This is a genomic window from Polaromonas sp., from assembly GCF_010365105.1.
Taxonomy (GTDB): domain Bacteria; phylum Pseudomonadota; class Gammaproteobacteria; order Burkholderiales; family Burkholderiaceae_C; genus Polaromonas.
In genome coordinates this window covers 1-22,185 of sequence record NZ_JAAFGZ010000019.1, presented here as the reverse complement: position 1 = coordinate 22,185, position 22,185 = coordinate 1, and the positions used below count along the sequence as shown (strand labels likewise).

At 59.0% G+C, this 22,185-nt stretch carries 23 protein-coding genes and 1 pseudogene; 5 read left to right on the top strand and 19 right to left on the bottom strand.

Annotation, left to right across the window (positions count from 1 at the left end):
* Window positions 1-29 precede the first annotated feature (29 nt).
* From GZ092_RS13680 to GZ092_RS13670, 3 genes are all read left to right on the top strand, one after another.
* Entirely contained in the window at window positions 30-557 is a 528-nt protein-coding gene (locus tag GZ092_RS13680) for a hypothetical protein (protein WP_293637176.1), read from the top strand.
* A gap of 112 nt (window positions 558-669) precedes the next feature.
* A complete protein-coding gene (locus GZ092_RS13675) occupies window positions 670-1,806 on the top strand; it encodes a sigma-54 dependent transcriptional regulator (RefSeq protein ID WP_293637174.1) in 1,137 nt (378 codons plus the stop codon).
* Window positions 1,807-2,100: 294 nt separating this feature from the next.
* Window positions 2,101-2,748, top strand: coding sequence for an SDR family NAD(P)-dependent oxidoreductase (locus GZ092_RS13670; RefSeq protein WP_293637172.1), 648 nt, complete (start codon window positions 2,101-2,103; stop codon window positions 2,746-2,748).
* A gap of 580 nt (window positions 2,749-3,328) precedes the next feature.
* Here GZ092_RS13670 and GZ092_RS13665 read toward each other — a convergent pair.
* From GZ092_RS13665 to GZ092_RS13640, 6 genes are all read right to left on the bottom strand, one after another.
* On the bottom strand, window positions 3,329-4,093 hold the full coding sequence (locus GZ092_RS13665; RefSeq protein ID WP_293637171.1) for an SDR family NAD(P)-dependent oxidoreductase: 765 nt from the start codon (window positions 4,091-4,093) through the stop codon (window positions 3,329-3,331).
* 31 nt (window positions 4,094-4,124) lie between these two features.
* Window positions 4,125-4,868, bottom strand: coding sequence for an SDR family NAD(P)-dependent oxidoreductase (locus GZ092_RS13660; RefSeq protein ID WP_293637170.1), 744 nt, complete (start codon window positions 4,866-4,868; stop codon window positions 4,125-4,127).
* Window positions 4,869-5,145: 277 nt separating this feature from the next.
* Window positions 5,146-6,072, bottom strand: coding sequence for a universal stress protein (locus GZ092_RS13655; RefSeq protein WP_293637169.1), 927 nt, complete (start codon window positions 6,070-6,072; stop codon window positions 5,146-5,148).
* Window positions 6,073-6,158: 86 nt separating this feature from the next.
* A complete protein-coding gene (locus GZ092_RS13650; protein ID WP_293637168.1) occupies window positions 6,159-6,560 on the bottom strand; it encodes a GreA/GreB family elongation factor in 402 nt (133 codons plus the stop codon).
* A 414-nt stretch (window positions 6,561-6,974) separates the two neighbouring features.
* The gene (locus tag GZ092_RS13645) at window positions 6,975-8,138 is read right to left on the bottom strand and encodes a hypothetical protein (RefSeq protein WP_293637166.1); all 1,164 of its coding nucleotides are present in this window, start codon (window positions 8,136-8,138) and stop codon (window positions 6,975-6,977) included.
* A gap of 10 nt (window positions 8,139-8,148) precedes the next feature.
* The gene (locus tag GZ092_RS13640; RefSeq protein WP_293637164.1) at window positions 8,149-9,210 is read right to left on the bottom strand and encodes a site-specific integrase; all 1,062 of its coding nucleotides are present in this window, start codon (window positions 9,208-9,210) and stop codon (window positions 8,149-8,151) included.
* A gap of 331 nt (window positions 9,211-9,541) precedes the next feature.
* On the opposite strand from GZ092_RS13640, the pseudogene GZ092_RS13635 reads away from it, so the two are divergent.
* A pseudogene (locus GZ092_RS13635) lies at window positions 9,542-9,640 on the top strand (IS3 family transposase); the annotation flags it as partial.
* A gap of 101 nt (window positions 9,641-9,741) precedes the next feature.
* Here the strand turns inward: GZ092_RS13635 and GZ092_RS13630 are convergent.
* The 13 genes from GZ092_RS13630 to GZ092_RS13570 form a co-directional block, all read right to left on the bottom strand.
* Window positions 9,742-11,517, bottom strand: a complete 1,776-nt coding sequence (locus GZ092_RS13630; protein ID WP_293637162.1) for a protein adenylyltransferase SelO family protein — start codon at window positions 11,515-11,517, stop codon at window positions 9,742-9,744.
* The gene (locus tag GZ092_RS13625; protein WP_293637160.1) at window positions 11,514-12,149 is read right to left on the bottom strand and encodes a NifU family protein; all 636 of its coding nucleotides are present in this window, start codon (window positions 12,147-12,149) and stop codon (window positions 11,514-11,516) included. Before GZ092_RS13625 ends, GZ092_RS13630 begins: the two co-directional genes overlap by 4 nt.
* Window positions 12,142-13,395 (bottom strand): P-loop NTPase, encoded by a 1,254-nt coding sequence (locus GZ092_RS13620; protein WP_293637158.1) that lies wholly within the window; start codon window positions 13,393-13,395, stop codon window positions 12,142-12,144. The genes GZ092_RS13625 and GZ092_RS13620 overlap by 8 nt, the downstream gene beginning before the upstream one ends.
* Before the next feature lie 74 nt (window positions 13,396-13,469).
* On the bottom strand, window positions 13,470-14,030 hold the full coding sequence (locus tag GZ092_RS13615) for a NifU family protein (RefSeq protein WP_293637156.1): 561 nt from the start codon (window positions 14,028-14,030) through the stop codon (window positions 13,470-13,472).
* Between the two features lie 43 nt (window positions 14,031-14,073).
* Window positions 14,074-14,394: a Grx4 family monothiol glutaredoxin gene (gene grxD, locus GZ092_RS13610; RefSeq protein WP_293637154.1), complete on the bottom strand. Its 321-nt coding sequence runs from the start codon at window positions 14,392-14,394 to the stop codon at window positions 14,074-14,076.
* A gap of 17 nt (window positions 14,395-14,411) precedes the next feature.
* Complete coding sequence (locus GZ092_RS13605; protein ID WP_293637152.1) at window positions 14,412-14,660, bottom strand: BolA family protein; 249 nt, start codon at window positions 14,658-14,660, stop codon at window positions 14,412-14,414.
* Window positions 14,661-14,699: 39 nt separating this feature from the next.
* On the bottom strand, window positions 14,700-15,185 hold the full coding sequence (gene sufU / locus GZ092_RS13600; protein WP_293637150.1) for a Fe-S cluster assembly sulfur transfer protein SufU: 486 nt from the start codon (window positions 15,183-15,185) through the stop codon (window positions 14,700-14,702).
* Window positions 15,185-16,417, bottom strand: a complete 1,233-nt coding sequence (locus tag GZ092_RS13595; protein WP_293637215.1) for a cysteine desulfurase — start codon at window positions 16,415-16,417, stop codon at window positions 15,185-15,187. The genes sufU and GZ092_RS13595 overlap by 1 nt, the downstream gene beginning before the upstream one ends.
* Before the next feature lie 80 nt (window positions 16,418-16,497).
* Window positions 16,498-17,829, bottom strand: coding sequence for a Fe-S cluster assembly protein SufD (sufD, locus tag GZ092_RS13590; protein ID WP_293637148.1), 1,332 nt, complete (start codon window positions 17,827-17,829; stop codon window positions 16,498-16,500).
* The gene (sufC, locus tag GZ092_RS13585; protein WP_293637146.1) at window positions 17,826-18,635 is read right to left on the bottom strand and encodes a Fe-S cluster assembly ATPase SufC; all 810 of its coding nucleotides are present in this window, start codon (window positions 18,633-18,635) and stop codon (window positions 17,826-17,828) included. The genes sufD and sufC overlap by 4 nt, the downstream gene beginning before the upstream one ends.
* Complete coding sequence (sufB, locus tag GZ092_RS13580) at window positions 18,632-20,068, bottom strand: Fe-S cluster assembly protein SufB (RefSeq protein ID WP_293637145.1); 1,437 nt, start codon at window positions 20,066-20,068, stop codon at window positions 18,632-18,634. The genes sufC and sufB overlap by 4 nt, the downstream gene beginning before the upstream one ends.
* Before the next feature lie 15 nt (window positions 20,069-20,083).
* Window positions 20,084-20,452, bottom strand: a complete 369-nt coding sequence (gene erpA / locus GZ092_RS13575) for an iron-sulfur cluster insertion protein ErpA (protein ID WP_293637144.1) — start codon at window positions 20,450-20,452, stop codon at window positions 20,084-20,086.
* On the bottom strand, window positions 20,449-20,814 hold the full coding sequence (locus tag GZ092_RS13570) for an iron-sulfur cluster assembly accessory protein (RefSeq protein ID WP_293637143.1): 366 nt from the start codon (window positions 20,812-20,814) through the stop codon (window positions 20,449-20,451). Before GZ092_RS13570 ends, erpA begins: the two co-directional genes overlap by 4 nt.
* Window positions 20,815-20,951: 137 nt before the next feature.
* Here GZ092_RS13570 and GZ092_RS13565 point away from each other — a divergent pair, with 137 nt between their 5' ends.
* Window positions 20,952-21,560, top strand: a complete 609-nt coding sequence (locus GZ092_RS13565) for a MarR family transcriptional regulator (RefSeq protein ID WP_293637142.1) — start codon at window positions 20,952-20,954, stop codon at window positions 21,558-21,560.
* Window positions 21,561-22,185 lie beyond the last annotated feature (625 nt).

Here is a 22,185-nt window from a genome sequence, read left to right as displayed (position 1 = left end):
CTGACCCCGCCCCACCAGGAGAATCTCCCATGCGGTTCATCGTCATCGAGCAAGCATCCGACCTGCAGGCCCTGAGCGCCAGGCTGCTCAGGAACCCCGCAGGCGGCCAGGCCGGCAGCCAGGAACTGAGCCAGGCGACCCTGGAGCAGATCAGGATGCTCAATCCCCATGCGGATTTTCAGCACCTAGAAGCGGGCACCGTGCTGCTGCTGCCCGAGGCGCCCGAACTGAAGGACGCCGACAGCCAGTCGCTTGCCGGCAATTCCTTTGAAGACTTCACCACCCGCACCCGCGAAGGCCTGCAAGCGGTGGCCCAGCGCATGAAGAGCAGCGCCGAGGCGCTGGCCGCCGACCGCGCCGCTGTGACGGCCACCGTCAAAAGCGCAGCCGTCAAGCGCCTGATCGAAAGCGATCCGCTTCTGAAAAAACAGCTTGACGAGGCCGGCAGCGAATCTTCCGATGCGCAAAAGCAGGCGCAGGAAGCGTCTCGCCAGCTGGAAACCTTTCAAAAAGGCTTGGATGTTGAATTGCAAATACTGCGAATAATGTTGGAGTAAATAAAGGTTTCAGCAAAGAAATGGCCATCAGGTTTATAGCCTTGCGTTACATCAGAAACATTGATTTCCTGTTTATGAAATCAAAAATGGAGCAAATTACGACTTTGAACCGATGATCATTTGCTTTGCGGTTCATGCACCGTCAACGCAAGGAGTTGAGCTGAATGAAACGCCCTCACAAGCCGAAAATTTCGCTCCCCATTTCGATCCGCTTGCAGTTGTCAAGGTCAAGCTGATGAACGGGCCTGATACCGGGTGCCATGGCTGCCTGACTAACGAAGACGGGTGCAGTGAATTGCTGGGCGCATCGCCGGCCTTCCTTGCCACGCTGTCGCAGCTTCGCCGTATTGCAACAAGCGAAGCGCCCTTGTTGATCGAAGGTGAAACTGGCTCGGGCAAGGAACTGGTTGCGCGCGCCGTCCATTACCGGGGAACGCGCAGGGGCAGGCCGTTCGTTCCCGTCAATTGCGGGGCACTGCCAGACCATTTGGTCGAGGCCGAATTGTTTGGCCATGAGCGCGGCGCCTTCACCGATGCGAAAACCGCACGCCGCGGCCTTGTGGCACAGGCCAACGGAGGCACGCTCTTTCTGGATGAGGTTGATGCGCTGAGCGCCAAGGCCCAAGTTACGTTGCTGAGATTCTTGCAGGACCAGCATTTCCGGCCACTGGGGAGCTCTCAGGAGCAGCGTACCGATGTGCGTGTCATCGCAGCAACCAACCAGGCACTGAGCGGAATTATGCAGAACGGACATTTTCGCTGTGATCTGCTGTACCGGTTGAAAATATTGCATTTGGTACTGCCGCCACTGCGTGCACGAACCGGTGATGCAGAACTTCTGGCCCGGCAATTCCTTTGCACGCTTTCCGACAAATACAAGCTGCCGCGCAAGAATTTTGATACCGCAACACTGGCCTGGATTGGCAACTATTTGTGGCCGGGCAATGTGCGCGAACTGGAGAATTGGGTACATCGCGAGTTGCTGATGGAAGATGGCCCGACGATCTGCGCGGCACCATCGGCATCCCCTCATGAAAAATACACAGCCGGTAAAACCATGTCCAGTTTCCAGCAGGCTAAGGCCGAGGTGCTACGTGCCTTCGAGCATGACTACGCTATGGAGGTCATGCGCCAGGCAGGCGGCAATGTCACGCAGGCCGCGCGGCTGGCTGGTAAGGAGCGTCGGGCTTTTGGAAAGCTTGTCAAAAAGCACGGTATCGATCCCACAAATATGAAGGTGCAATCTTAGGGTTATGCCATGAAAATAATGAAGAACATGATCGATTAAACCGTTCATTTCCTTAAAAGACGACGTGTTCTTGTTCTAAAAAAATACCTGGATGCATGAGGGCAACAGGGGAGGGTGCGTATTGGCCCCTGACCTTGCCGATGATCAAGCGCAGACGGTTCATTTCTTGCGAATTGAGACAGCTCTGAATAAATCAAGGGTGATCAATAGTCTCATCAGACGATGGCCTCTCGCTAGTCGTTGACTAAGCTTTGATCATCAGATTGACCCCCATGATTCGTAAAGGAACAACAGATGAGACTCGCAGACAAAGTAGCCTTGGTGACCGGTGCAGGGCAGGGAATGGGACGTGCCATTGCGCGCTGTTTTATCCAGGAGGGCGCCATCGTGGTGGCGCTGGACCTGAACCTGGAAGCCGCGCAGGAGTCGCTGGCCGGGCTGGGCGGACGCAGCATGGCGCGCAGCCTGAACGTGGCCGACAGCGCAGCCGTTGCTGCCGTGGTCGATGAAGTCGTTGCCACTTTTGGCAGGGTCGATGTGCTGGTCAACAACGCCGGCATTGGCTCGGTCGATGCCTTTGCCGACATCAGCGATGAAACCTGGGCGCGGGTACTCAATGTCAACCTGAACGGCGCTTTCTACTGCGCCCGCCAGGCCGTGCGCGCCATGCTCAAGGCCGGCACGCGCGGCGTGGTGATCAATGTCGCCAGCACCGCAGCGGCCAGCGGCGACGGGCCGGCGCATTACTGCGCGTTAAAAGCGGCGCTGATGGGCCTGACGCGCAGCATGGCCAAAGTGCTGGCGTCCAAAGGCATCCGCGTCAATACGCTGGTGCCCGGCCCGACCAACACGCCCATGGCGGTGTCGGACACGCCAAATTCCTGCTTGATGGGCTGCACCAGGATGCCCATGATCTGCCGGTCGATGAAGCTCATGGTATAGACGAACAGCAGCATCAGCAGGGCGTAGTGGCTGCGCCAGCCGTGGGCGGGTTGGGTCATGGAAAATGTCCTCGCGGGTAAAACTTGGGCTCGGCAAGCCTGCCCGTGAACAAGTCAGGCTTGGCGTTCGCTGTTCGCATCTGTTGTAGGTTCATGAGCAGGGCTTGACTGCATTTTTTGGCGTGAGCGAACTCCAGTCATCGTCCGCTCAGACGATGGCGCCTGCACAGGCTGGCGCAGTGCAGGATGCCGCCGCTATGGGCATGGCCGGCACATACAGTCAATTTTAGGGTTAAAAAATGTCATTCACGCTTATCCGGCAAGCTTTGTTGGCTATGTTTTCAGGAGCAAAACCGGGCCCTCAGCAGCGCAAATCTGGCGCGGTCTTTTGCGCATCATCACGCCTTGAGGCCGGGACATGCTGCGGCGACGGTTCTTGGCAATGGCCAATACATGACACATCAACCAGGCAACCAGAAAACTTTAGCCTTGCGCTACTGAATTAATAGCTATCAACGCAAGCCAGACTTGCGCAAATTGCCTTTTTTGCTTGAAATATGTTTGAGGCTGGCAAAGGCGCATCAGGCGGTGCAGGAGCCGCCGTTCAGTGCAATGACCTGGCCGCTCATCCAGCTCGCTTCGTTGGACACCAGATAGACCACGGCCGCGCCCACGTCGTCGGCGGTGCCGGCGCGGCCGACAGCGGTGTTGCGTTTGGCGATTTCGTCGTAGCCAAAGTTGTTCATCGCGCCCAGCGACAGCGCATTGGCCGTCACGCCCTGGCGGCCGACCTCGTGCGCCAGGTGGCGCATGAAGCCCAGCGCCGCCGACTTGGCCGCTGCGTAGTTCGACAGCCCCATGGCCATTCCGTTGCGCCACGACTCGGACGTGATGATGACGATGCGGCCAAAGCCGCGCTCACACATGCCGTCCAGCACCAGCCGCGTCAGGCCCAGGATGGCGCGCAGGTTCAAATCCAGCTGGCGCTCGAAGTCCTCGTCGCCCAGATCCTTGAAGGTGCGCAGCGAATTCGGCATGCCGGGCGGCACGCCGGCGTTGTTCACCAGGATGTCGATCTCGCCAAAGGTATTGCGCGCGGTGGCGACGATCCGCTCGCGCACCTCTGGCAGGGTGATGTCGCCCGGCGCAGCGCAGACGCTGAAGCCCTCGGCCGTCAGCGCGGCGGCGGCGCTTTCGGCGCGCTCGGGGTAGAAGTCGTTGATGACGACGCGGGCGCCCTGGCGGCACAGCGCGCGCACCGCGCCCAGGCCCATACCCTGGCCGGAGCCGGTGACCAGCGCTACGCGGCCGCTGAGGTTGAACAGGGGAGCCGTGGTGTCACGCATGAAAAAGTCCTTGCATTGGAAATAAAAAAACTCAGCAAACCAGGCTGCCGCCGTTGACCGGCAGCAGCTGGCCGTTGACCCATTCGGCTTCGGACGAAGCCAGGTAGGCCACGGCCGCGCCCACGTCCTGCGGCGAGCCGGCGCGGCCGACCGAGTTGGTCTTGCGGGCGATCTGCTCGGCGCCTTCCCAGTTGTTCATGGTGCCCAGCGACAGGGCGTTGGCGGTGATGCCATGGCGGCCCACCTCGCCCGACAGGTTGCGGATGAAGCCGACAGCCGCCGCCTTGGCCGCGCCATAGGCGCACAGTCCCATGCCGGTGGCGGTGCGGGCGGCGTCGGAGTTGATGGCAATGATGCGGCCCCAGCGGCGCTCGATCATGCCGGGCAGGAGCGCCTGGCAGGCATGCATCAGGCCGTGCAGGTTCAGTTGCAGCCAGGCATCCCATTCGGACGGCGGCGAATCCAGAAACTGGCTGTAGCCCCAGCCTTGGGCCGGAATGCCGGCGTTGTGGACAAACACGTCAATCGCGCCGTGCTTGGCCGCCAGCCGTTCGACCATCGCAAAAATCGCGCTGCGGTCGGTCATGTCGGCGGCTGCGGCGTGTGCCTTCAGGCCTTCGCCCTGCAGCGTTTGTGCAGCGGCTTCGGCACGCTCGGGGTAGAAATCGTTGATGAGGACGGTCGCACCCTGGCGCGCCAGCGTCTGCGCCACGCCCAGGCCCATGCCGCGCCCGGCGCCGCTGACGAGCGCCACTTTTCCGTCAAGTCTGAACATGTTGCTTCCTGGTAAATGCATGACCTGGATGCAGTGTTACTCGGCGATGGACGCGCTGCATCCTCCAAACGGAGGGGACAAGGCGCACGAAAAGCGTGCAGTACACGGGGCCTCGCACCATGGGCACTTTTCTTTCATAGGTCGAACGCCATGCCAAAACCGTTGGCCCACAAGCCGTGATGCGCTCGCTTGCATCGCCTGCGCCTCGTTGACAGGCAGCTCAAGGCCAGGTGCTTCTCATGGCAGGATTCCGATCAACAACCGCCCCGTTAGCTTGTCAAATGGAACGTCGCCTGACGACAGGCAGCGGGCCAGGCCCGTAATTCAAATCGGTCTGCATGCGGGCTTTTCCGGCTGCGCGCGATGATGCGCTGTACCCGTGCGGCACGACCAGCACGTCACTGTCAGCCGATTCGACAAGGCGTTGTGCGACGCTGCCCAGCAAAACATCGGCCAGGGTTGAGCGCCTTTGCTTGCCGACGACAACCAGGTCCGCACCTGACGTTTTTTGCCGTACCAAGGTCTGCCGTGCCGGGTCAAAGTCGCCATGCACCCAATCCACCCGGTTCAGCCGTGTATCGAACGAGTCCGTCAGCTCAAACATGCGGCCCCGCAGAAGGCGATGCGCTTCCTGGCTGAAAACAGTCTCCCGTGCAGCGGCTTTCTTTGCCAAAGCGGGATGGGCGTGGCTGATGGTTCTGCGGGTGTGAAACAGTTCGAGTTCCGAATTGACATCGAAGCGGCTGCCATAGCGCACCAGCGCCAGTGAGTCGGCCGTGAAGTCTGTGGCGACCAGCATGCTGCTGTAATGCGTTAAGGGGGCCTGCTTGACGACCAGCACCGGGCACGGGCAGTGCCGCAGCAGCTGGACCACCTCGGTGCCCCGCCACAGGCTGCTGAGCGTGCGCTGGCGCCGATCGTCCACGACGATCAGGTCAGCGCTGCCGGCCTCCTTGACAATGTCGTTCAACGAATTGCAGGGCCGGGTGACTGCATCGACGGTGATGTCATGGCGTCGGGCCAGTTGGCGCGCACGCTGCGCCAGCCGCCCGCCCGGATTCAAAAAGCCGTGCGTCGCATATTCCGTGAAATACACAATCCGCAACTTGACCTGATGCGCTGCGGCGACCAGCGCAGCGCGCTCAAGGCCGTGTTCGGCCTGGGTGGAAAAATCAGTGATGGCGAGTATCGAGTGAAGGTGCATGGTGAATTCCTGGACAAGCTGAAGCCGGCGCGCTGCATGGGCGCCGTGGGCAATGGGCAACGGGGAAACGAACGCGGAAGCGTCAGCTAGGTGGCGTAATCGCCGCTGGCTTCGGGCTGGAACAGCATGGCCACGACTTGTGCCGAGCAGGCGTCGCCGTGCGGTGTGTGCCAGCGGGCAATCGAGCCCACGCGCAAGCCCAGCAAGCTCGCGCCTACAGGCGAAAGCACCGAGATGAAGCCAATGCCGGGCTCGGCATCGCCGGGATAGCACAGCGTCAGCTTGTGCCTGCAGCGCGAACCCAAATCGACGATTTCCACTTGTGAATACATCGTCACGATGTCCGGCGCAATCTCGGTTGACGCCACCAGGTCGGTGAACTGGTCCATGGCGACGAGCCCGACAGGCCAATACCTGTCACGCAACTTGTTCAGGCGGGCAAAGTCCAGTTCGGTCAGCGTGCGCTCACCGTCAATTTCAGCATGCATGAATGACTCCAACGAATGCGACCGGGTTTGAGGAACACGACGGCCGCTACCGCGCGGGGCTTGGGGCCCGGCGATAGATGGATTGCGCTAAAGAATGAAAGGGGTATCGCCGGGCTTAGGAATGTGCAGCCGGCTGAGGCGTCTGCGTGGCACACGCCAGCTTGCTCGTCCACGCGGCTGTAACTGCCAAGAGCGGCAGGACGGCGAAGGAGTCGAAGAGGGTGAACGTGGGGGCAGGCACGGTAACATTCTATGAGTTCCTCGATTTTTGATAATGTCCCCACACTATTTGCCAGATTTACGGTGCTGCGGCCAAGTGCCAAGTGCCAACTGCCAACAGTATCAGCTTCCGTCGGCAGAAACTTCATAAGGTGCTTGCATAACGAGAGGCGCAACGCCTGCAGGCTCTTGGTATCACTGGCTGGCTTTCACCAGCGCCAGGACCTCGGCTACGGAGCCGCCCGGCAGTCCCTGGGCCATGGCCCGGGCAAACAGGCCCAGCAGGTAATACAGCTGTGGCGTCTTGACAGGCACGGCGTAGACCGCGCTGCCTTGACCAGTGACCAGAACCATGCCGCCATCCTGGCGGCGCAGCTCTACAAACTTGTCCCTGGCCGCGCCATGCTGGCCGAACCGCACCGAAGGATACAGGTTCATCAAAACAGCCATGGCCCCTGGCATTTCTTCGGGCGTGAGCTGCACGGTCAGTTTATGGCCCCAGTCGTAGCCGCCACTTCCACCACTACCCAAGGCGCGGGCCGACTCGATGGTGACCACCTGCACGCCCATGAAGCTGGTGCTGCGGCGGTGCGTGCCAATCTCCAGAGTATGGGCCGCGTTGCTTCCAAACAGCTTGACCTGCAGGCGCGGGCTGGCCGGTGCTGCGTCATTCGGGTCCTGTACCTCGAATTCGCATCCATCCCACTCGGGGAACTCCGACGGCGCATCGGGGACCACTGCCAGCGGCGGATAGTTGTCCATGCGGCGTTCTGGGGCTGAAACGGAAGGCATCAACATTCTGGGCAGTTGTGACCTCTCGGGTTGAAGCGCCGGCGCCCGGTCCTGATCCGGCCCTGCGGGGTCTACTGGCGCCGTCGCATCAGCCCTTGCTGGCAGGGCCGGGACCTCAAGCGCCAGACGGCTCGCTGACGCCTGCAGTGCCAGGGCTTGACGAAGCGACGTCACGTCTTCGGGGTGCTGCACCAGCTGGGCCAGGCGCGCCGACATGTCCCAGCCCGAGGCCATCAGGCCCAGGCCTACGCCAAACAGATCGTGACCCGTGCACACAATGCCCTGCGCCTGCAGTTGCGCCAACAAGGTCGGCCGCGTGCAGCCAGCGGCCCAGGCAAGGACTTCGAGTTCCCGACGCTTTTCCTGACCCTTGAGGCACAGCACCAATGCCTGCGTCAGTGCCTCGAACGCCTGCCCATGAAGGTTTGTCAGGCCGGCCAGAAAGGGTAGGGCCCGCGCCGGATCGGGCGCTGGTGTGCCGCGCGAGCGGCACACCAGCAGCCACTGCACCCTTATCGACTCCACACCCGGTGCGGTAGGGTGTTCGCTACGTTGACTACTGGGCATGGAGTTGACCTCAGAAAACGACAATGGAATTGAGGTGCTTTTGCAGGCGGATGAGTACCTGCTCGTCCTTCAGCCCGCAGCGGCGCAGGATTTCGTTCAAAGGCACACCCTGGTTGAGCCAGCAGCTGATGCAGGTGTTGCGCAGCGTGTTGGGCCCCATCTGGGCGATGTCAAAACCCACCAGGCACCGCGCCATGTGTGCCTGGCACAGGTTGTACAGGCCCTTGGGGGTGATGGCCGCGCCCTCGGCGCTGCCGACGATGAGCCGGTCATGGTTGCCTGCCTTGCCTGCCTTGCCGGGCTTTCTCACTTCCAGCCAGTCGTGCAGGGCAGCGCGGGTACGGCTGTCCAAAACCAGCTGGCGCGTCTGCGCCAAGCGTGCGCCCGACAGCTGCAAGGCGTAGGCGGGCACAGGGGACGAGGAGGCCAGCGGCGCCCGGAACGGGCTCTCGGGCTGCAGCAGCGGCAGGCCCGCCAGCGCCAGTCGCTGGGCAATCTCGTCAGGCGTACCTTCGTACACTTGAACGCTGCCAAGGGTCAAGCTGATGATCTCCGTGACGGTCAGCGCGCAGCGCATCATGAGCAGCAGGACCAGACGGTTGCGTCTGGCCTTGAACTGGCATCCGCCCGGCAAACCCTCCTGAAGCAGCGCCCACAGATGCGGGGGCAGGGCGAGGGAAGAGGTTTTCTCGCTGGTGGCGGGCATCACGCAGGCGGCCGGATTGTGTGCCACAGCACCGGTCAGCCAGGCATGCGCATACAGGTCATTCAAGATGCGCCAGTAGCGCCTGAGCGTCACGGGCGAGACGCAGGGCGTGCCCGGCTTGCGCGGCGAGATGTCGCCGGCGAAAGCCTGCACATCCTCCGGACTTGCCGCCTGCCAGTCAATGTCCCGAACCGAGCAAAACGCCAGCCACTTGCGCCAGACGAACCCGGCCTGCGCCAAACCTGTGGCGCCCATGGGCTTGCGGTGCGTGTCCAGAACCCGGCTTGACTGCCAAGCCTCAAAAAAGGCCATACCGTCCAAGGCTTCGGGCGCAGCATCAAGAGTAAGCGCAGGAGCAAGAGGCATTCAAAAAATCCTGATCAAAGCAAAGAATTCAACCAACGAGCCCATCATATTACTTTTACAACCTAGCAATTCCAACCAAAAATCACCAAAGCCCCTCCCCTTGCTTAACCTCTTCCATAATGTCTTCCTCATTTCTGGAGGGTTCGAGGCGGGGAGGTCGGACAAGGGGTATATCTGGGTACGATATCGGTAGATTACATTGACAGGTTTTGCAACTCTAATTGCTGGCATTCAAGGCTGGGGAATGCCAACCTTATACGGTGCGAGGAAGCTTTAAAAGCTAAGGTCAGTGGACATAGAACCGGCGGCAGCCCACCCGCAGCGGCACCATGCCAAGGCCGAGACTGTTGTGTGGCTGCTCTGGTACAACAGGAATCGGCGGCATTCGACCATGGGTTACGTCAGCCCGATGCAGTTCGAGCAAACCTGACTTGCCGCTAAGCGCAAGCAAGCCAGTTCATGATCTCGGTTATGGGATACGGAATCCAGGAGCAAGGTCAGAAAGACGACGGGAAGTCAGTTTTCAAAAAATCACGACGAGCAGCTCAAATACGACAATCCACCGACCGCAAAGAACTCAGACGGCTTCAGCCTATAGTATTTTTCTTCCACCTCCTTCGACTGCTCGGCGTAGGGCTGCGTCATGACTTCCTGCAGCTCTCGAACGAGAGAGTAGTTCCCCGCGCTCGCTTGGCTGTACGCAGGCACAACCAACCACTCGCGCAAACTGTATTTTGGGTTCACGAGTTTCATCTGCCTAGAGAGCTCCTCACGGGTGCGGGGAGCAGCAGCATTCGCGTCGGTCGTGCGGAAGCTGCCGATGAGCGACTTCCATTTTGTGAGCCACTCTGACCAGCGCTTGTCCATCCCTTCAGGGTCTGTCTGATATGTCGGGTGCATTGCAACCATGGCGCGCTGCGAGTCTTTGTAGAAGCTTTTTTTAAGTGGGCCAATTTCGTCAGGCACCGTCGAGAGCTCGCGGAAGAATAGGGTGTAATCGACAGGCGTTTGCACCATGAGCGTTTCGAGCTCACTGAACAACGCCGCGTGAAAAATGCCGAGTCCAAGTTTGGCAGCCCACATCTGCTCCATTTGCGTTTGCATCACTGCCGAAAAGCCACTGTGAATCTCGTCGAGCTGTCGCAGGCAGTCCTGATGCGACGTCAGCAACGGCCGCAATGCCGTGCAAAACATGTGGAAGTTGCGTTCCGCTGCCACTGGTTGGTTCAGGAACGAGAAGTGATGTCCTCCACCCGTCCATGGCTGGTAGTGCGGGTTGAACACATCGCAGAATCCGAATGGGCCGTAGTCGAGTGTGAAGCCACCGGCAGCGCAGTTGTCGCTGTTGAAGTTGCCCTGGCAGTAGCCGACGCGGATCCAGTTCGCCACAAGCGATGTCAGGCGGCTGCGGAACTCGCACGCGAGCAACACCACTTTTTCGGCAGTGCTTAGTTTCTTGTCAATGACGTCAGCGTACTCACGATTGATCAAGTGCAACACAATCTTCTCTAGCTCTTCCATTGCTTTCAAGTGTTCCTTCTTGCGGGCACGGCGACCGAAGAGCTCGAGTTGGCCGACCCGGATGAACGACGGTGCGACGCGCGTCGAGATGGCGACTGGCTCCGATATAAGCATGTCCGGATCCTTGGAGCGCGAGCCCTCCGAGTACCACGGTCGCTTGACCTTCTCTGTTTTTGAAACGTACAAGCTCAGCGACCGTGAGGTTGGCACGCCGAGCGCGTGCATGTGCTCCTGTGCCAGGAACTCGCGGACACTCGAACGCAGGACGGCGCGACCGTCCGCGCCACGGCAGTATGGCGTGCGGCCGCCACCTTTTAGCTGCATTTCCCATCGCCGATCGTTGATAACGGCCTCAAGTACGGAAACTGCGCGACCGTCGCCGTATCCGTTACCTGTTTGGAACGGGCACTGTTGGTAGTATTCGGTGCCGAAGATAGAAAGTGCGTAGCCACACGCCCAACCGACTTTGCGCATCGGCTGCGGAATCTGTGAGAGATCGCCGGAGAACATCCGGACGAAGTCGGCCGACTGTGCCATGTTGTCGGCGAAGCCAAGTTCACGAAACAAGTTTTTGCTGTGCGCGACGTACTCGGGGTCTTTGATTGACATGGGATTGACGGGGACATAGTGGCCCGTACGGACTTGTCGCGGCGCGTGGTCGGCTCCGTTTGTGGTCGCGTCAGGATCGCAGTTGAGCGTGTCCATAAGCGAGTAGTTTGCCAATTTTGCAAGCTCGTCGAGCGTCTCGACGGTTGCGGAGGTTTTCTGGGCTAGTCGATTTGTCATAGGGGCACCTCATGGCGCGGGTAGAACGGCTGCTTCCCCGCAGCGTGGTCCGTAGCATCTACGATATGCTCGATTTCGGGAGCGACCCTTTTCAGCATGACTTCGAATCCCTGCCTCAGCGTCACCTGAGAGGACGCGCATCCCTGGCAGCCGCCGCTCATGGTGATGAAAAGCTTGCTTTGCCGGACGTCCACAATCGAAATCTTCCCGCCGTGGTTAGCGATTGAACGATTGACCTCCTTGTCCAGAAGTGCCTGAATAGCCGTATTCAGCTCTGCATCGGACCGTCCTTGCGTGCCAGTGTGGGCATGCATCTCCAAGATCGCCGGCACGCCAGTCAGCAGCTGCGCCCGGATGGCCGTCCCGATGGCGGCTTTCAGTCCTGACCACGAGGCGATCGGCTCTTTGCAGATGGTCACCACACTCTCGGCAATCAGGACGTTGGCCACGCCGGGGAGGGCGAACAGTCGCTCGCCGAGAGGCGATCCGACGGCCCGTTCCTTGTTGCCGAAAAAGAAGGGGCCGCCAGGATGCAAGGTACGGCTCACGATGAACTTGCAAGTGTCGGGGTCAGCGAGAGAAATCTCCACGCGAATGCTGACCGGCAGATCAACAAGCAGCAAATCAGACATTTTCAACGTTCTTCGCCGCAGCGCGCGCGCCTAAGGCATGCAGGTCGTTAAAAGAATATATACCGCTGTTATGGCCGTCGCTCCAATCGAACTGGATCGCGTAGTTGCCTATACTCACGATCTGTCGCGGGCTCACATCAGATCGTATCGTCTTTGGATCGAGCAACTTGCGGCCGCTCATCTCCTCGACGCAGAGGGCGCAATGACATGCCAAGCGCAGGTCGCGGACATCAAAGTCGTCGCGATGACCGTCCTCCCAGAGGATGGATAAGGTACGCGGATCGCGACGGAGGAAACCAATTGGAGTGTTCTGCGCGCCAGCAGGCTGCGCCGCACCTTCCATCCATCCAGGCACCCCCTCGTTGCTGTCCCAGTTCCACACAAAGGGCTTCAGCACATTGACCGCCGCGTGCAGCTGCTCAGCGAGCGCCGTGGCAATGGCGCAATACACCATGGCGCTGACCGACTTTGGCTGGTCCGCCACGATCGGACGCCCCTCATCACCGCAGGTGACGACATCGGCATCGAGAGGTAAGGCACCCAGGAATGGGACGCCAAGCTCCTGACTCATCCGCTCGCCGCCGCCGTGACGGAAGATATCCGTGCTCTCGCCGCAGTGGGGGCAGGTGAAGGTGCGCATGTTCTCGACGATCCCGAGAATCTTGACCTGCACCTTCTCGAACATCCGCAAGCCTCGGCGGGCGATCTTCAGGCTCACGGCCTGTGGTGTGGTCACGATCACCACGCCCGACAGCGGCATACTTTGCGCCAGCGTCAGTTGGGTATCGCCGGTACCAGGCGGGAGGTCGAGGATCAAGTAGTCCAGTTGTCCCCATTGCACGCCGTCGACGAACAGCTTCAGGTATTTTCCCACCATCGGCCCCCGCAAGACGGCCGGTTTGTCGTCTCCGGTGAGCATGCCCATCGACACCACCTTCAGTCCGTGCCGCTCCGCCGGGATCATTCTGCTGTCCGGGGTCATCGCAGGCGGCTCACCGGTTGGAATGCCGAGCATGCCGGGGATACTGGGGCCAAGGATGTCGGCATCTACAATTCCGACGCGTGCCCCTAGCTGCTGTAGCGCGAGCGCCAGATTGACACTCACCGTGGATTTTCCGACGCCACCCTTGCCGCTGCCGACGGCGATGATATGACGTATCCCCGGCAGCTTGTCGGTGCCAGCGGCCGCTGGGGACGGCGCGCCAGGCGTTGGTGCCTGGTTGGGGTTCTGATGAGTAGCCTGCATGGCATGAGCTCCTTGTATCTTCAATTAACCGGTGGCAACGCACTAGCTACGGCAAGCTGACCGGGGGGACAAACTTAAACCGCTACGACTTCAATGTCGGGTTCAAGCGACCTGACCAGGTTTTCGATAGCCCTGAGCGTGCCGGATATCGAGCTCGGGCAGGTTCCGCACGCACCCTGGTAGTGCACGCTCAGCAGATTGCTGCTGAGACCGACCACATGAAGGTCGCCGCCATCGTTTTTTAAATGCGGGCGAATCTGCTCGTCCAGCAGGGTGTTGATCGCGTCAAGACGTACTTGATCTTGCTCGCTGAGCGCTTCAATTGACGTGCGGGCTGCAAACACTGCGGCAGCAGATTGGGCCGCAGCCGCTGGTGCGGCGCGAATCGGCACCGCCACCAAACGAACCAAAACCGGCCAGTCGGCCCCACCGTCCTGTGTCACCGTGAGCCATTTGTCAACGTAAAACACGTTGCTGACATGCTCAATGTTGAACAGCGCGCAAGCCAGCGCATCGTCCTTTGCCTGCTCGGCGGTTTCATAGGAGCGTGTTATGCCCCAGGTCAACGGCTCGAAAAGGGTGAACTTCACAGCATTCGGGTTGGGGGTGTCTTCAATATCTTTAATTTTTGGCATGGACTGTCCTGACCGGGCGGCAATGCGCCCAAAAACGTATTCATCATCCAACCTGCGCGGAACTGACCAGCTTCTGTAACTCACCAAGCTGGTACATCTCGCGCACGATGTCGGCGCCACCAACAAACTCACCCTTGATGTAAAGCTGCGGCACAGTCGGCCAGTTGCTGTAGGCTTTGATTCCCTCACGGATTTCCGGGTCAGCCAGCACGTCTACGGCGGTGAAGTTCTGCACGCCACAAGCCCTGAGCAGTTTCACCGTCGCACCAGAAAAACCACACTGTGGGAACTGGGGTGTGCCTTTCATGTAGAGCACGACGGTATCGGCTGTGACCTGCTGGTGAATTTTTTCCTGGATGTTCATTTTTGAGTTCTCCAAAGTTATGTGATGGCTGATTGGGCCCAGGCGTCGGGCGTGAAGGTACGCATGGCCAGTGCGTGAATTTCTGAACGCATGCGGTCCCCAAGTGCCTGATACACCAGCTGATGCTGCTGTACCTTGCTTTTGCCAACAAATTGCGGGCTCACCACCACCGCCTCAAAATGCTGGCCGTCATCGCCCGACACTTCCACGTGGTCGCAGGGCAAGCCATTGATGAGGTAGTTTTTTAGTTCATTTGCTGTCAGCATCTGGTCCTTTTAAAGTCTTGCCTGATAGCGGGCAACGCATCACGGGTTGGCGATGGGGGCATGCGATGGGTCTGGTCCGGATTCGGTTGAGGCACTGGCAACTGAGTTGAGCGCCGCGTGCAGCGTGTGCCAGGGCAAAATCGCGCATTTGACGCGCGTCGGCAGGTCGCACACACCGGCGAATACCGCGAGCCGTCCGATGTGATTCAGACTGTCAACTTTGAGCTTCCCAGTGGCCATGGCGAGAAATTCCTGGATCAGAATTTCTGCGTCCGCACGCGTTTTTCCCTTGACAGCGGACGTCATCATCGACGCCGACGCCTTGCAGATCGCGCACGACTCACCCTGAAACGCAATGCAGTCGATGCACTCGCGATCAAGACTGAGCGCCACACTGATGTGATCGCCGCACAACGGGTTGTGGCCGACCGCATGGTGGCTCGCATGCGCCAGCGTGCCGTAATTGCGCGGCTTCTTGTTGTGGTCGAGGATGACCTCCTGATATAACGCTTTGTAGTTGGCCATCACGCAAACACTTTCTGCACGCTGCGAATGCCGGCAATCAGTGCATCGACCTCTGCCAGTGTGTTGTAGAACGCAAACGAGGCGCGCGAGGTGGCCGGCACTTTCAAGCGCTGCATCACCGGCTGCGCGCAATGATGACCCGTGCGCACCGCAACGCCCTCCTGATTGAGCAAGGTGCCGATGTCGTGCGGATGCACGCCGTCGACTGTAAATGACAGCACTGCAGCCTTGTTTTGGGCAGTGCCGATAATGCGCACGCCTGGCATGTACTTCATCTGCGCGGTCGCGTAATCGAGCAGATCGAGCTCGTGCGCGGTAATGGCGTCCATGCCGATGGCTGAGAGGTAATCGACAGCGGCGCCGAGCCCAATAGCCGCTGCGATGGGCGGCGTGCCGGCCTCGAATTTATGCGGGATGGTGTTGTAGATTGTTTTTTCGAAGGTCACCGACAAAATCATGTCGCCGCCGCCCTTGAAGGGCTGCATTTTTTCTAGCAGCTCGGCCTTGCCATACAGCACGCCGATGCCGGTCGGGCCGCACAGCTTGTGCCCTGAGAAGGCGTAGAAGTCGCAGTCCAGATCCTGAACATCGACCTGCAGGTGCGGCACCGCCTGGGCGCCGTCCACCAGCACCCGCACGCCATGGGCATGCGCGAAAGCGATCATCTGCTTGACCGGGTTGATGCTGCCCAGCGCGTTCGAAACTTGCATCACACCGACCAGCTTGGTGCGCTCGTTGAACAGATTTTCATATTCATCGATCATCAGTTCACCGGCGTCGTTGATCGGTACCACGCGGATTTTCGCGCCCGTTTCTTCGGCCAGCATCTGCCATGGCACGATGTTCGAATGGTGCTCAAGCGTTGTCAGAATAATCTCGTCGCCGGCCTTGATGAACTTGCGGCCGTAGCCGTGCATTACCAGGTTGATTGCATCGGTGGTGCCGCTGGTGAATATCACTTCGCGCTCGTCGGGTGCATTGATGAAGCGCTGCAGCTTGCGCCGAGCGGTCTCATATTCGGCGGTCGCGGTCTCCGACAAATAGTGCACCGCGCGGTTGATATTGGCGTGCTCGCTTGTCTGGTAGCGCACCAGGCGGTCGATCACCTGCTGCGGCATCTGGCTTGATGCGGCGTTGTCGAGATAGACCAGCGGCTTACCGTCGATCTGGAGTTGGAGGATCGGAAAGTCGGCGCGTATGCGCTCCACATCGAATGGTTCCCTAGTGGGCATCCTGCTGGTCGTTGTCACGCCAGGCACGGACGCCAGCAGGACGCGTGCCGATGGGGCGGCGAGTACGGTTTGGATGGCGTTCATGAGGGGCTGCTGGTTTGTTCAAGCACCGTCTGCTCCAGCCGGTGCTTGAGCGATGCGACGGGGATGCGCTCGATGATCTCGGCGCCGAAGGCATAGGTCAGCAGATTGCGAGCGATGCTGTCAGACAGTCCGCGGCTCTTCAGGTAAAAGACTTCCTCGCTGTCGAGCTGGCCGATGGTCGCGCCATGCGCGCATTTCACGTCATCGGCAAAAATCTCCAGCTGAGGTTTGGTGTCGACGTGGGCCTTGCCGGTGAGGAGCAGGTTGCGGCTCGACTGTACCGAGTCGGTGCGCTGCGCACCCTGGCGCACCATGATCTTGCCGTTGAACACCGCGTGCGCGCTGCCGCCGACGATGCATTTGTGCAGCTGGCGGCTCACGCCGTGCGGCTGTGCGTGGTCGATGCTGGTGTGGGTGTCGGCCAGCTGATTCGCTGCGATCAGTGCCAGCCCATCGACCGCGCACTCGGCACCTTCGGCCAGCAAGACGTCGAGGTTATAGCGCGAAATCTGTGCGCCGAGCGCGACGCTAACCGATTGAAAATTGCTCGAACGCCCCAGGGACACCGCGCAATTGGCAATATGAAATGCTTGTGCACCTTCGCGCTGAATCCGGATGTGATTCACACGCGCATTGGCTTCCAGCGCAATTTCGGTCACAGCGTTGGTGAAATGGGCTTCTTCTTGCCAACGTGGTTTATACAACACGACGTAATCCTCGATCACCGTCACTTCGCTACCAGTTTCGGCAACCACCAGGCAACGGGGAGTGCTGACAACCTCTTTTTGCGTCGCAATAAACAGTAAATGTACCGGCGATGCAAGCGCCACGTTGCGCTGCACCACAATCACTGCCGCATCCTGCAGGAAGGCAGTATTGAGCGCAGCGAATATGTTGTCGCGGAAGGCAACGTGACGGCCGAGATGTGCTTCGATGGTTGCGGCGTGCGTGGAAAGGACCGTCGGCAGGTTGGACACCATTACGCTGCTGTTTGCAGCTGCACTAGACAAGTGCGGCACATAGATACCATCGACAAACACCAGTAGAGTGCTTGCTTCTTCAATATGAAAATGAGCGATATCGGCGGCTTCCAGATAGCTTGCGCTGAGTGCCGGAGAAAACGACAGTTTCGTGAGCTGAGAAATATCGCTGAAGCGCCACTCCTCGTCACGCAGGGTGGGCAGCGTCAGCGCGTCGAGTCGATTGAGCGCCTCGGCGCGCAGCGCGTTGATCCGAGCCAACGGGCTGGGCGGCAGTTGCGGCTGGCCTGCCAGCAGCGTTTCGAGGAAACCCGCAGCGGGTCGGCGAATAGATGTGACTGTGCTCATGTCGCCACCTCTGCAGCCCTCGTTTCGCTCACCGCCTGGTGCTCGGCAGCGACCCAGTCGTAGCCCCGCGTTTCGAGTTCAAGCGCCAGTTCCTTGCCGCCGGTCTTGATGATACGGCCGGCGTCCATCACGTGGACGAAGTCGGGCACGATGTAGTTGAGCAGTCGCTGGTAGTGCGTCACCAGAACAATGGCGTTGTCCTTGTTGGCGAGTTGGTTAACGCCCTGGGAGACGATCCTGAGCGCGTCGATGTCAAGGCCGGAATCGGTCTCGTCGAGGATCGCCAGGCGGGGTTCGAGCAGCGCCATCTGCAAGATTTCGTTGCGCTTTTTTTCGCCACCAGAAAAACCTTCGTTGACGCTGCGGTCGAGAAAATCGGGACTCATCTCTAACAGCTTCATCTTCTCGCGCACAAAGTCGTCAAATTCGAGTGGGTCGAGTTCTTCCTTGCCGCGCTGCGACTGCACCGTGTTGTATGTCAGGCGCAGAAACTGGCTATTGGCGACACCGGGTATCTCGATTGGATATTGAAAGGCCAGAAACACCCCGGCACGGGCACGCTCTTCGGGCGCCAGCTCAAACAGATTCTTGCCTTCGAACAGCACGCTGCCGCCCGTCACCTGATACGCCGTGTGACCGGCTAGCACTTTGGCGAAGGTGCTCTTGCCCGAGCCATTCGGTCCCATGATGGCATGCACTTCGCCGCTTTTCACCGTGAAGTCCAGGCCTTTCAGAATATCGATGCCATTCACAGTGGCGCACAGCCCGCGTATTTCGAGTATGGTTTTGCTGTCTTGGTAAATCATCCGACACTTCCTTCGAGCTTGAAACCGAGCAGCTTGGTCGCTTCGACGGCGAACTCCATCGGCAATTGTTGAAACACATCCTTGCAGAAGCCGTTGATGATCATCGACACGGCCGCTTCGGCGCTGACGCCGCGCTGCGCAAAATAAAATAGCTGATCTTCTCCGATTTTTGAGGTCGAGGCCTCGTGCTCGACCTGGGCGCTGTTGTTGCGCACCTGGATGTAGGGGAAGGTGTTGGCACCAGACTGGTCGCCTATCAGCATCGAGTCGCATTGGGAATAATTGCGCGCGCCGGCGGCGGTCGGCGCAATCTTGACCAGGCCGCGGTAGCTGTTGTTGGAACGCCCGGCCGAGATACCCTTGCTGACGATGGTGCTTCGGGTGTTTTTGCCGAGGTGGATCATCTTGGTGCCGGTATCGGCCTGCTGCAGGTGGTTGGTGACGGCGACCGAATAAAATTCGCCCACCGAGTTGTCGCCTCGCAGCACGACGGACGGGTACTTCCAGGTAATCGCCGATCCGGTCTCGACCTGGGTCCACGAAATGCGCGAGTTGACGCCTTTGGCCAGGCCGCGCTTGGTGACGAAGTTGTAGATGCCGCCAATGCCGTTTTCGTCACCCGCATACCAGTTCTGCACCGTCGAGTATTTGATGTCGGCGTTGTCAAGCGCAACGAGCTCAACCACCGCGGCATGCAGCTGGTTGGTGCTGAATGCGGGTGCCGTGCAACCTTCCAGATATGAGACAGAAGCCCCTTCCTCTGCAATGATCAGCGTGCGCTCAAATTGACCTGACTCCTCGGTATTAATGCGGAAGTAAGTCGACAAGTCCATCGGGCACTTGACGCCCTTGGGGATGAAGCAGAACGAGCCGTCGGTAAATACCGCCGAGTTGAGCGCGGCGTAATAGTTGTCGCCGGTCGGCACCACCGTACCGAGATATTTCTGTACCATCTCCGGATGCTCCAGCACGGCCTCCGACATCGAACAGAAAATGACGCCGACCTCGGCCAGTTTGTGCTTGTAGGTGGTCGCTACCGACACGCTGTCGAAAATGACGTCAACTGCAACGCCAGCCAGCGCCATGCGCTCGTGCAGCGGCACGCCGAGTTTTTCGAAGGTGCGCAGCAATTCAGGATCGACCTCGTCCATGCTTTTCAACTTCGGCTTCTGCTTGGGCGCCGCGTAGTAGCTAATCGCCTGGAAATCGATCTTCGGGTGATGGACGTTGGGCCACTTCGGCTCTTCCATTTTGAGCCACGCCTGGTAAGACTTGAGTCGGAACTCGAGCAGCCAGGCGGGTTCGTTCTTCTTGGCCGAAATCATCCGGATGGTGTTTGCATTCAGCCCTTTGGGTGCCACATCCGACTCGATGTCTGTGATGAACCCGTGCCTGTAGGGTTGGTTGACAAGATTTTGCAGTACTGCGCTCATAGTTTTGTTCCTGAGTTAAGCTGAAAAGGACGACCCGCAGCCACAAGTAGAAGTAGCACCAGGATTGTTTTTGATGACGAACTGCGCACCTTCCAGATCATTTTTGTAATCAATCTCTGCCCCCGCCAAGTACTGGTAGCTCATCGCGTCAATCAGCAGCGACACGCCATTTTTGGTCATCGTCATGTCGTCCTCGTTGGCGATTTCGTCGAACGTGAATCCATAGGAAAAGCCAGAGCAGCCGCCGCCCTGAACAAAAACACGCAATTTCAGTTCAGAGTTGCCTTCTTCGGCAATCAATTCAGTCACTTTGGACGCGGCGGTGTCGGTAAAGACAAAATCGGCAGACATTTCGGTCTGGATGTTTTCAGCAACTGCATTCATGGTGCTACCTCTGTGTTTTTGACATCAGGCTTGGTCTTTTTCACGTTGAAACTCTCGCCGCAGCCGCATTCGCTGTCGACGTTGGGGTTGTCAAACTTGAACATCTGCTTGAGGCCTTCGGTGACAAAGTCGATGCGCGAGCCGTCGAGGAATGCTAGGCTGTCAGCATCGATCAGCACACGGGCGTTATGCGACTCGAAGCTGTGATCGTTCGCGCGAGTTTCGTCGGCGATGTCGAAGGTGTGCGCCAGTCCGGTGCAACCCACTTTCTTCACGCCGATGCGCAAGGCAATCCCCTTGCCGCGCTTGGCAAGCTGGCGCTGAATCTGTTTTGCCGCATTTTCAGTCAATGTAATTGCCATAAGTCAAGCTCCAAAGTAAGCAGAGAGAACGCTAGAACAAGTAAGAAAGAGAAGCCTATATAGTATCGATTCGAAATCACATTCTTGTCATTATGGTTTTTAGACGCTATCATAGTGACATGATTAAGGAGTTGAAAATGAACAGTCGCGCAATTGCGGAGCTGGTCTTTCACTTGGGGCGTATAGCGTCCGGCGAGGGGCTTGTGGAGGGTCTGACGGCAGCCCAGTGGGCGGTGCTCAGGTACTTTGCGCAGGCCAACCGCTTCTCACGAACGCCGTCCGCTTTCGCCGCGTTCCATGCGACGACCCGGGGCACGGCGTCACAGACCATCAAAAGCCTCGAAACCCAAGGCTATCTGACACGCATGCGGTCAGAGGACGATAGACGCAGTGTCCAGCTCGTTCTGACCGAGAAAGCCAGGGGCATTCTTGCGAACGACCCCTTCGAATCCTTGGTCCGTGCTGCGGACTCTCTACCCCCTAATATCCAAGGTCAATTCGCCAATGCCTTGCAGCGCATGCTCGGTCAGGTAGCGCAAGAGAGAGGCAAACAACCCTTCGGCACCTGCACGTCGTGTCAACATCTGGAAAGCGACAGTTGCAGCAGGGATGAACAGGCCTCTTATGCCTGCAGATTCACGCGCGAGCCGTTGCGTCTGGAAGAGCTTGACGGGGTCTGCATCAACTTCGTCCCGGGCAAGTCGATGACGATGAAAGGCTCTATCACCGGAGCCGCACAGCGATGAGTCCTGTTCCGGCATCAGCGCTCACTTTCGCAGACGGTGAGGTCACCCTTGTTGCCGCGCTGCTCGCGCCCAACACGTTTGATGAATTTCTGAGTGCAGCCCAGCAAAAGGGCTGACGATCGCGAGAAGAAATTCAACTGAAACCGTCATAGCCCCGGTACTCAACCGAAGCTTTGGAGTTCATTGGCGTGACTCCAAATCCAGCTTCTGTTGGGTGGGCGGAGGAAATCTTGGACTACCTGGAGGTAGTTCCATGTATTCATACGAAGATCGTATTCAAGCAGTCAAGCTCTAAATAAAACTCGGCAAACGCACTGGGGCGACTCTTTGTCAGTTGAGCTACCAAACCAAGAACCCGCTCAAGAGCTGGCATCGAGAATACGAGCAAGGCCGCGATCTGCCGGTGGGCTATGTGCGTTCAAGGCCAAAGTATTCGGCCGGGGGTATCAAATGCCATTAACGCCATACGGCTCAATTAAGTTTGCCTTGCAGTTGAACACCACAAGCGGCGGGGAATTTACCCGCCATGACTAGGCCGTGTTCGGAAAGTCAATGGAGCCATTTCATAGTGCCGGCGATGTGCACGAAGCCCACAAACGTGACGTCGAGCTTGTCATAGCGGGTG

Coding starts and splice junctions, on each gene's coding strand:
- sufB (WP_293637145.1), bottom strand. CDS start 20,068: ATGAGCGCAGTACTGCAAAATCTTGTCAACCAACCCTACAGGCACGGG.
- GZ092_RS13625 (WP_293637160.1), bottom strand. CDS start 12,149: ATGTCTGATTTGCTGCTTGTTGATCTGCCGGTCAGCATTCGCGTGGAG.
- GZ092_RS13640 (WP_293637164.1), bottom strand. CDS start 9,210: ATGCCTCTTGCTCCTGCGCTTACTCTTGATGCTGCGCCCGAAGCCTTG.
- GZ092_RS13680 (WP_293637176.1), top strand. CDS start 30: ATGCGGTTCATCGTCATCGAGCAAGCATCCGACCTGCAGGCCCTGAGC.
- GZ092_RS13615 (WP_293637156.1), bottom strand. CDS start 14,030: ATGCCAAAAATTAAAGATATTGAAGACACCCCCAACCCGAATGCTGTG.
- grxD (WP_293637154.1), bottom strand. CDS start 14,394: ATGAACATCCAGGAAAAAATTCACCAGCAGGTCACAGCCGATACCGTC.
- GZ092_RS13660 (WP_293637170.1), bottom strand. CDS start 4,868: ATGTTCAGACTTGACGGAAAAGTGGCGCTCGTCAGCGGCGCCGGGCGC.
- GZ092_RS13670 (WP_293637172.1), top strand. CDS start 2,101: ATGAGACTCGCAGACAAAGTAGCCTTGGTGACCGGTGCAGGGCAGGGA.
- sufC (WP_293637146.1), bottom strand. CDS start 18,635: ATGATTTACCAAGACAGCAAAACCATACTCGAAATACGCGGGCTGTGC.
- sufU (WP_293637150.1), bottom strand. CDS start 15,185: ATGGCCAACTACAAAGCGTTATATCAGGAGGTCATCCTCGACCACAAC.
- GZ092_RS13675 (WP_293637174.1), top strand. CDS start 670: ATGATCATTTGCTTTGCGGTTCATGCACCGTCAACGCAAGGAGTTGAG.
- GZ092_RS13565 (WP_293637142.1), top strand. CDS start 20,952: ATGAACAGTCGCGCAATTGCGGAGCTGGTCTTTCACTTGGGGCGTATA.
- sufD (WP_293637148.1), bottom strand. CDS start 17,829: ATGAGCACAGTCACATCTATTCGCCGACCCGCTGCGGGTTTCCTCGAA.
- GZ092_RS13630 (WP_293637162.1), bottom strand. CDS start 11,517: ATGACAAATCGACTAGCCCAGAAAACCTCCGCAACCGTCGAGACGCTC.
- GZ092_RS13665 (WP_293637171.1), bottom strand. CDS start 4,093: ATGCGTGACACCACGGCTCCCCTGTTCAACCTCAGCGGCCGCGTAGCG.
- GZ092_RS13605 (WP_293637152.1), bottom strand. CDS start 14,660: ATGCTGACAGCAAATGAACTAAAAAACTACCTCATCAATGGCTTGCCC.
- erpA (WP_293637144.1), bottom strand. CDS start 20,452: ATGAATGCAGTTGCTGAAAACATCCAGACCGAAATGTCTGCCGATTTT.
- GZ092_RS13645 (WP_293637166.1), bottom strand. CDS start 8,138: ATGCCCAGTAGTCAACGTAGCGAACACCCTACCGCACCGGGTGTGGAG.
- GZ092_RS13650 (WP_293637168.1), bottom strand. CDS start 6,560: ATGCATGCTGAAATTGACGGTGAGCGCACGCTGACCGAACTGGACTTT.
- GZ092_RS13655 (WP_293637169.1), bottom strand. CDS start 6,072: ATGCACCTTCACTCGATACTCGCCATCACTGATTTTTCCACCCAGGCC.
- GZ092_RS13620 (WP_293637158.1), bottom strand. CDS start 13,395: ATGCAGGCTACTCATCAGAACCCCAACCAGGCACCAACGCCTGGCGCG.
- GZ092_RS13570 (WP_293637143.1), bottom strand. CDS start 20,814: ATGGCAATTACATTGACTGAAAATGCGGCAAAACAGATTCAGCGCCAG.
- GZ092_RS13595 (WP_293637215.1), bottom strand. CDS start 16,417: ATGCCCACTAGGGAACCATTCGATGTGGAGCGCATACGCGCCGACTTT.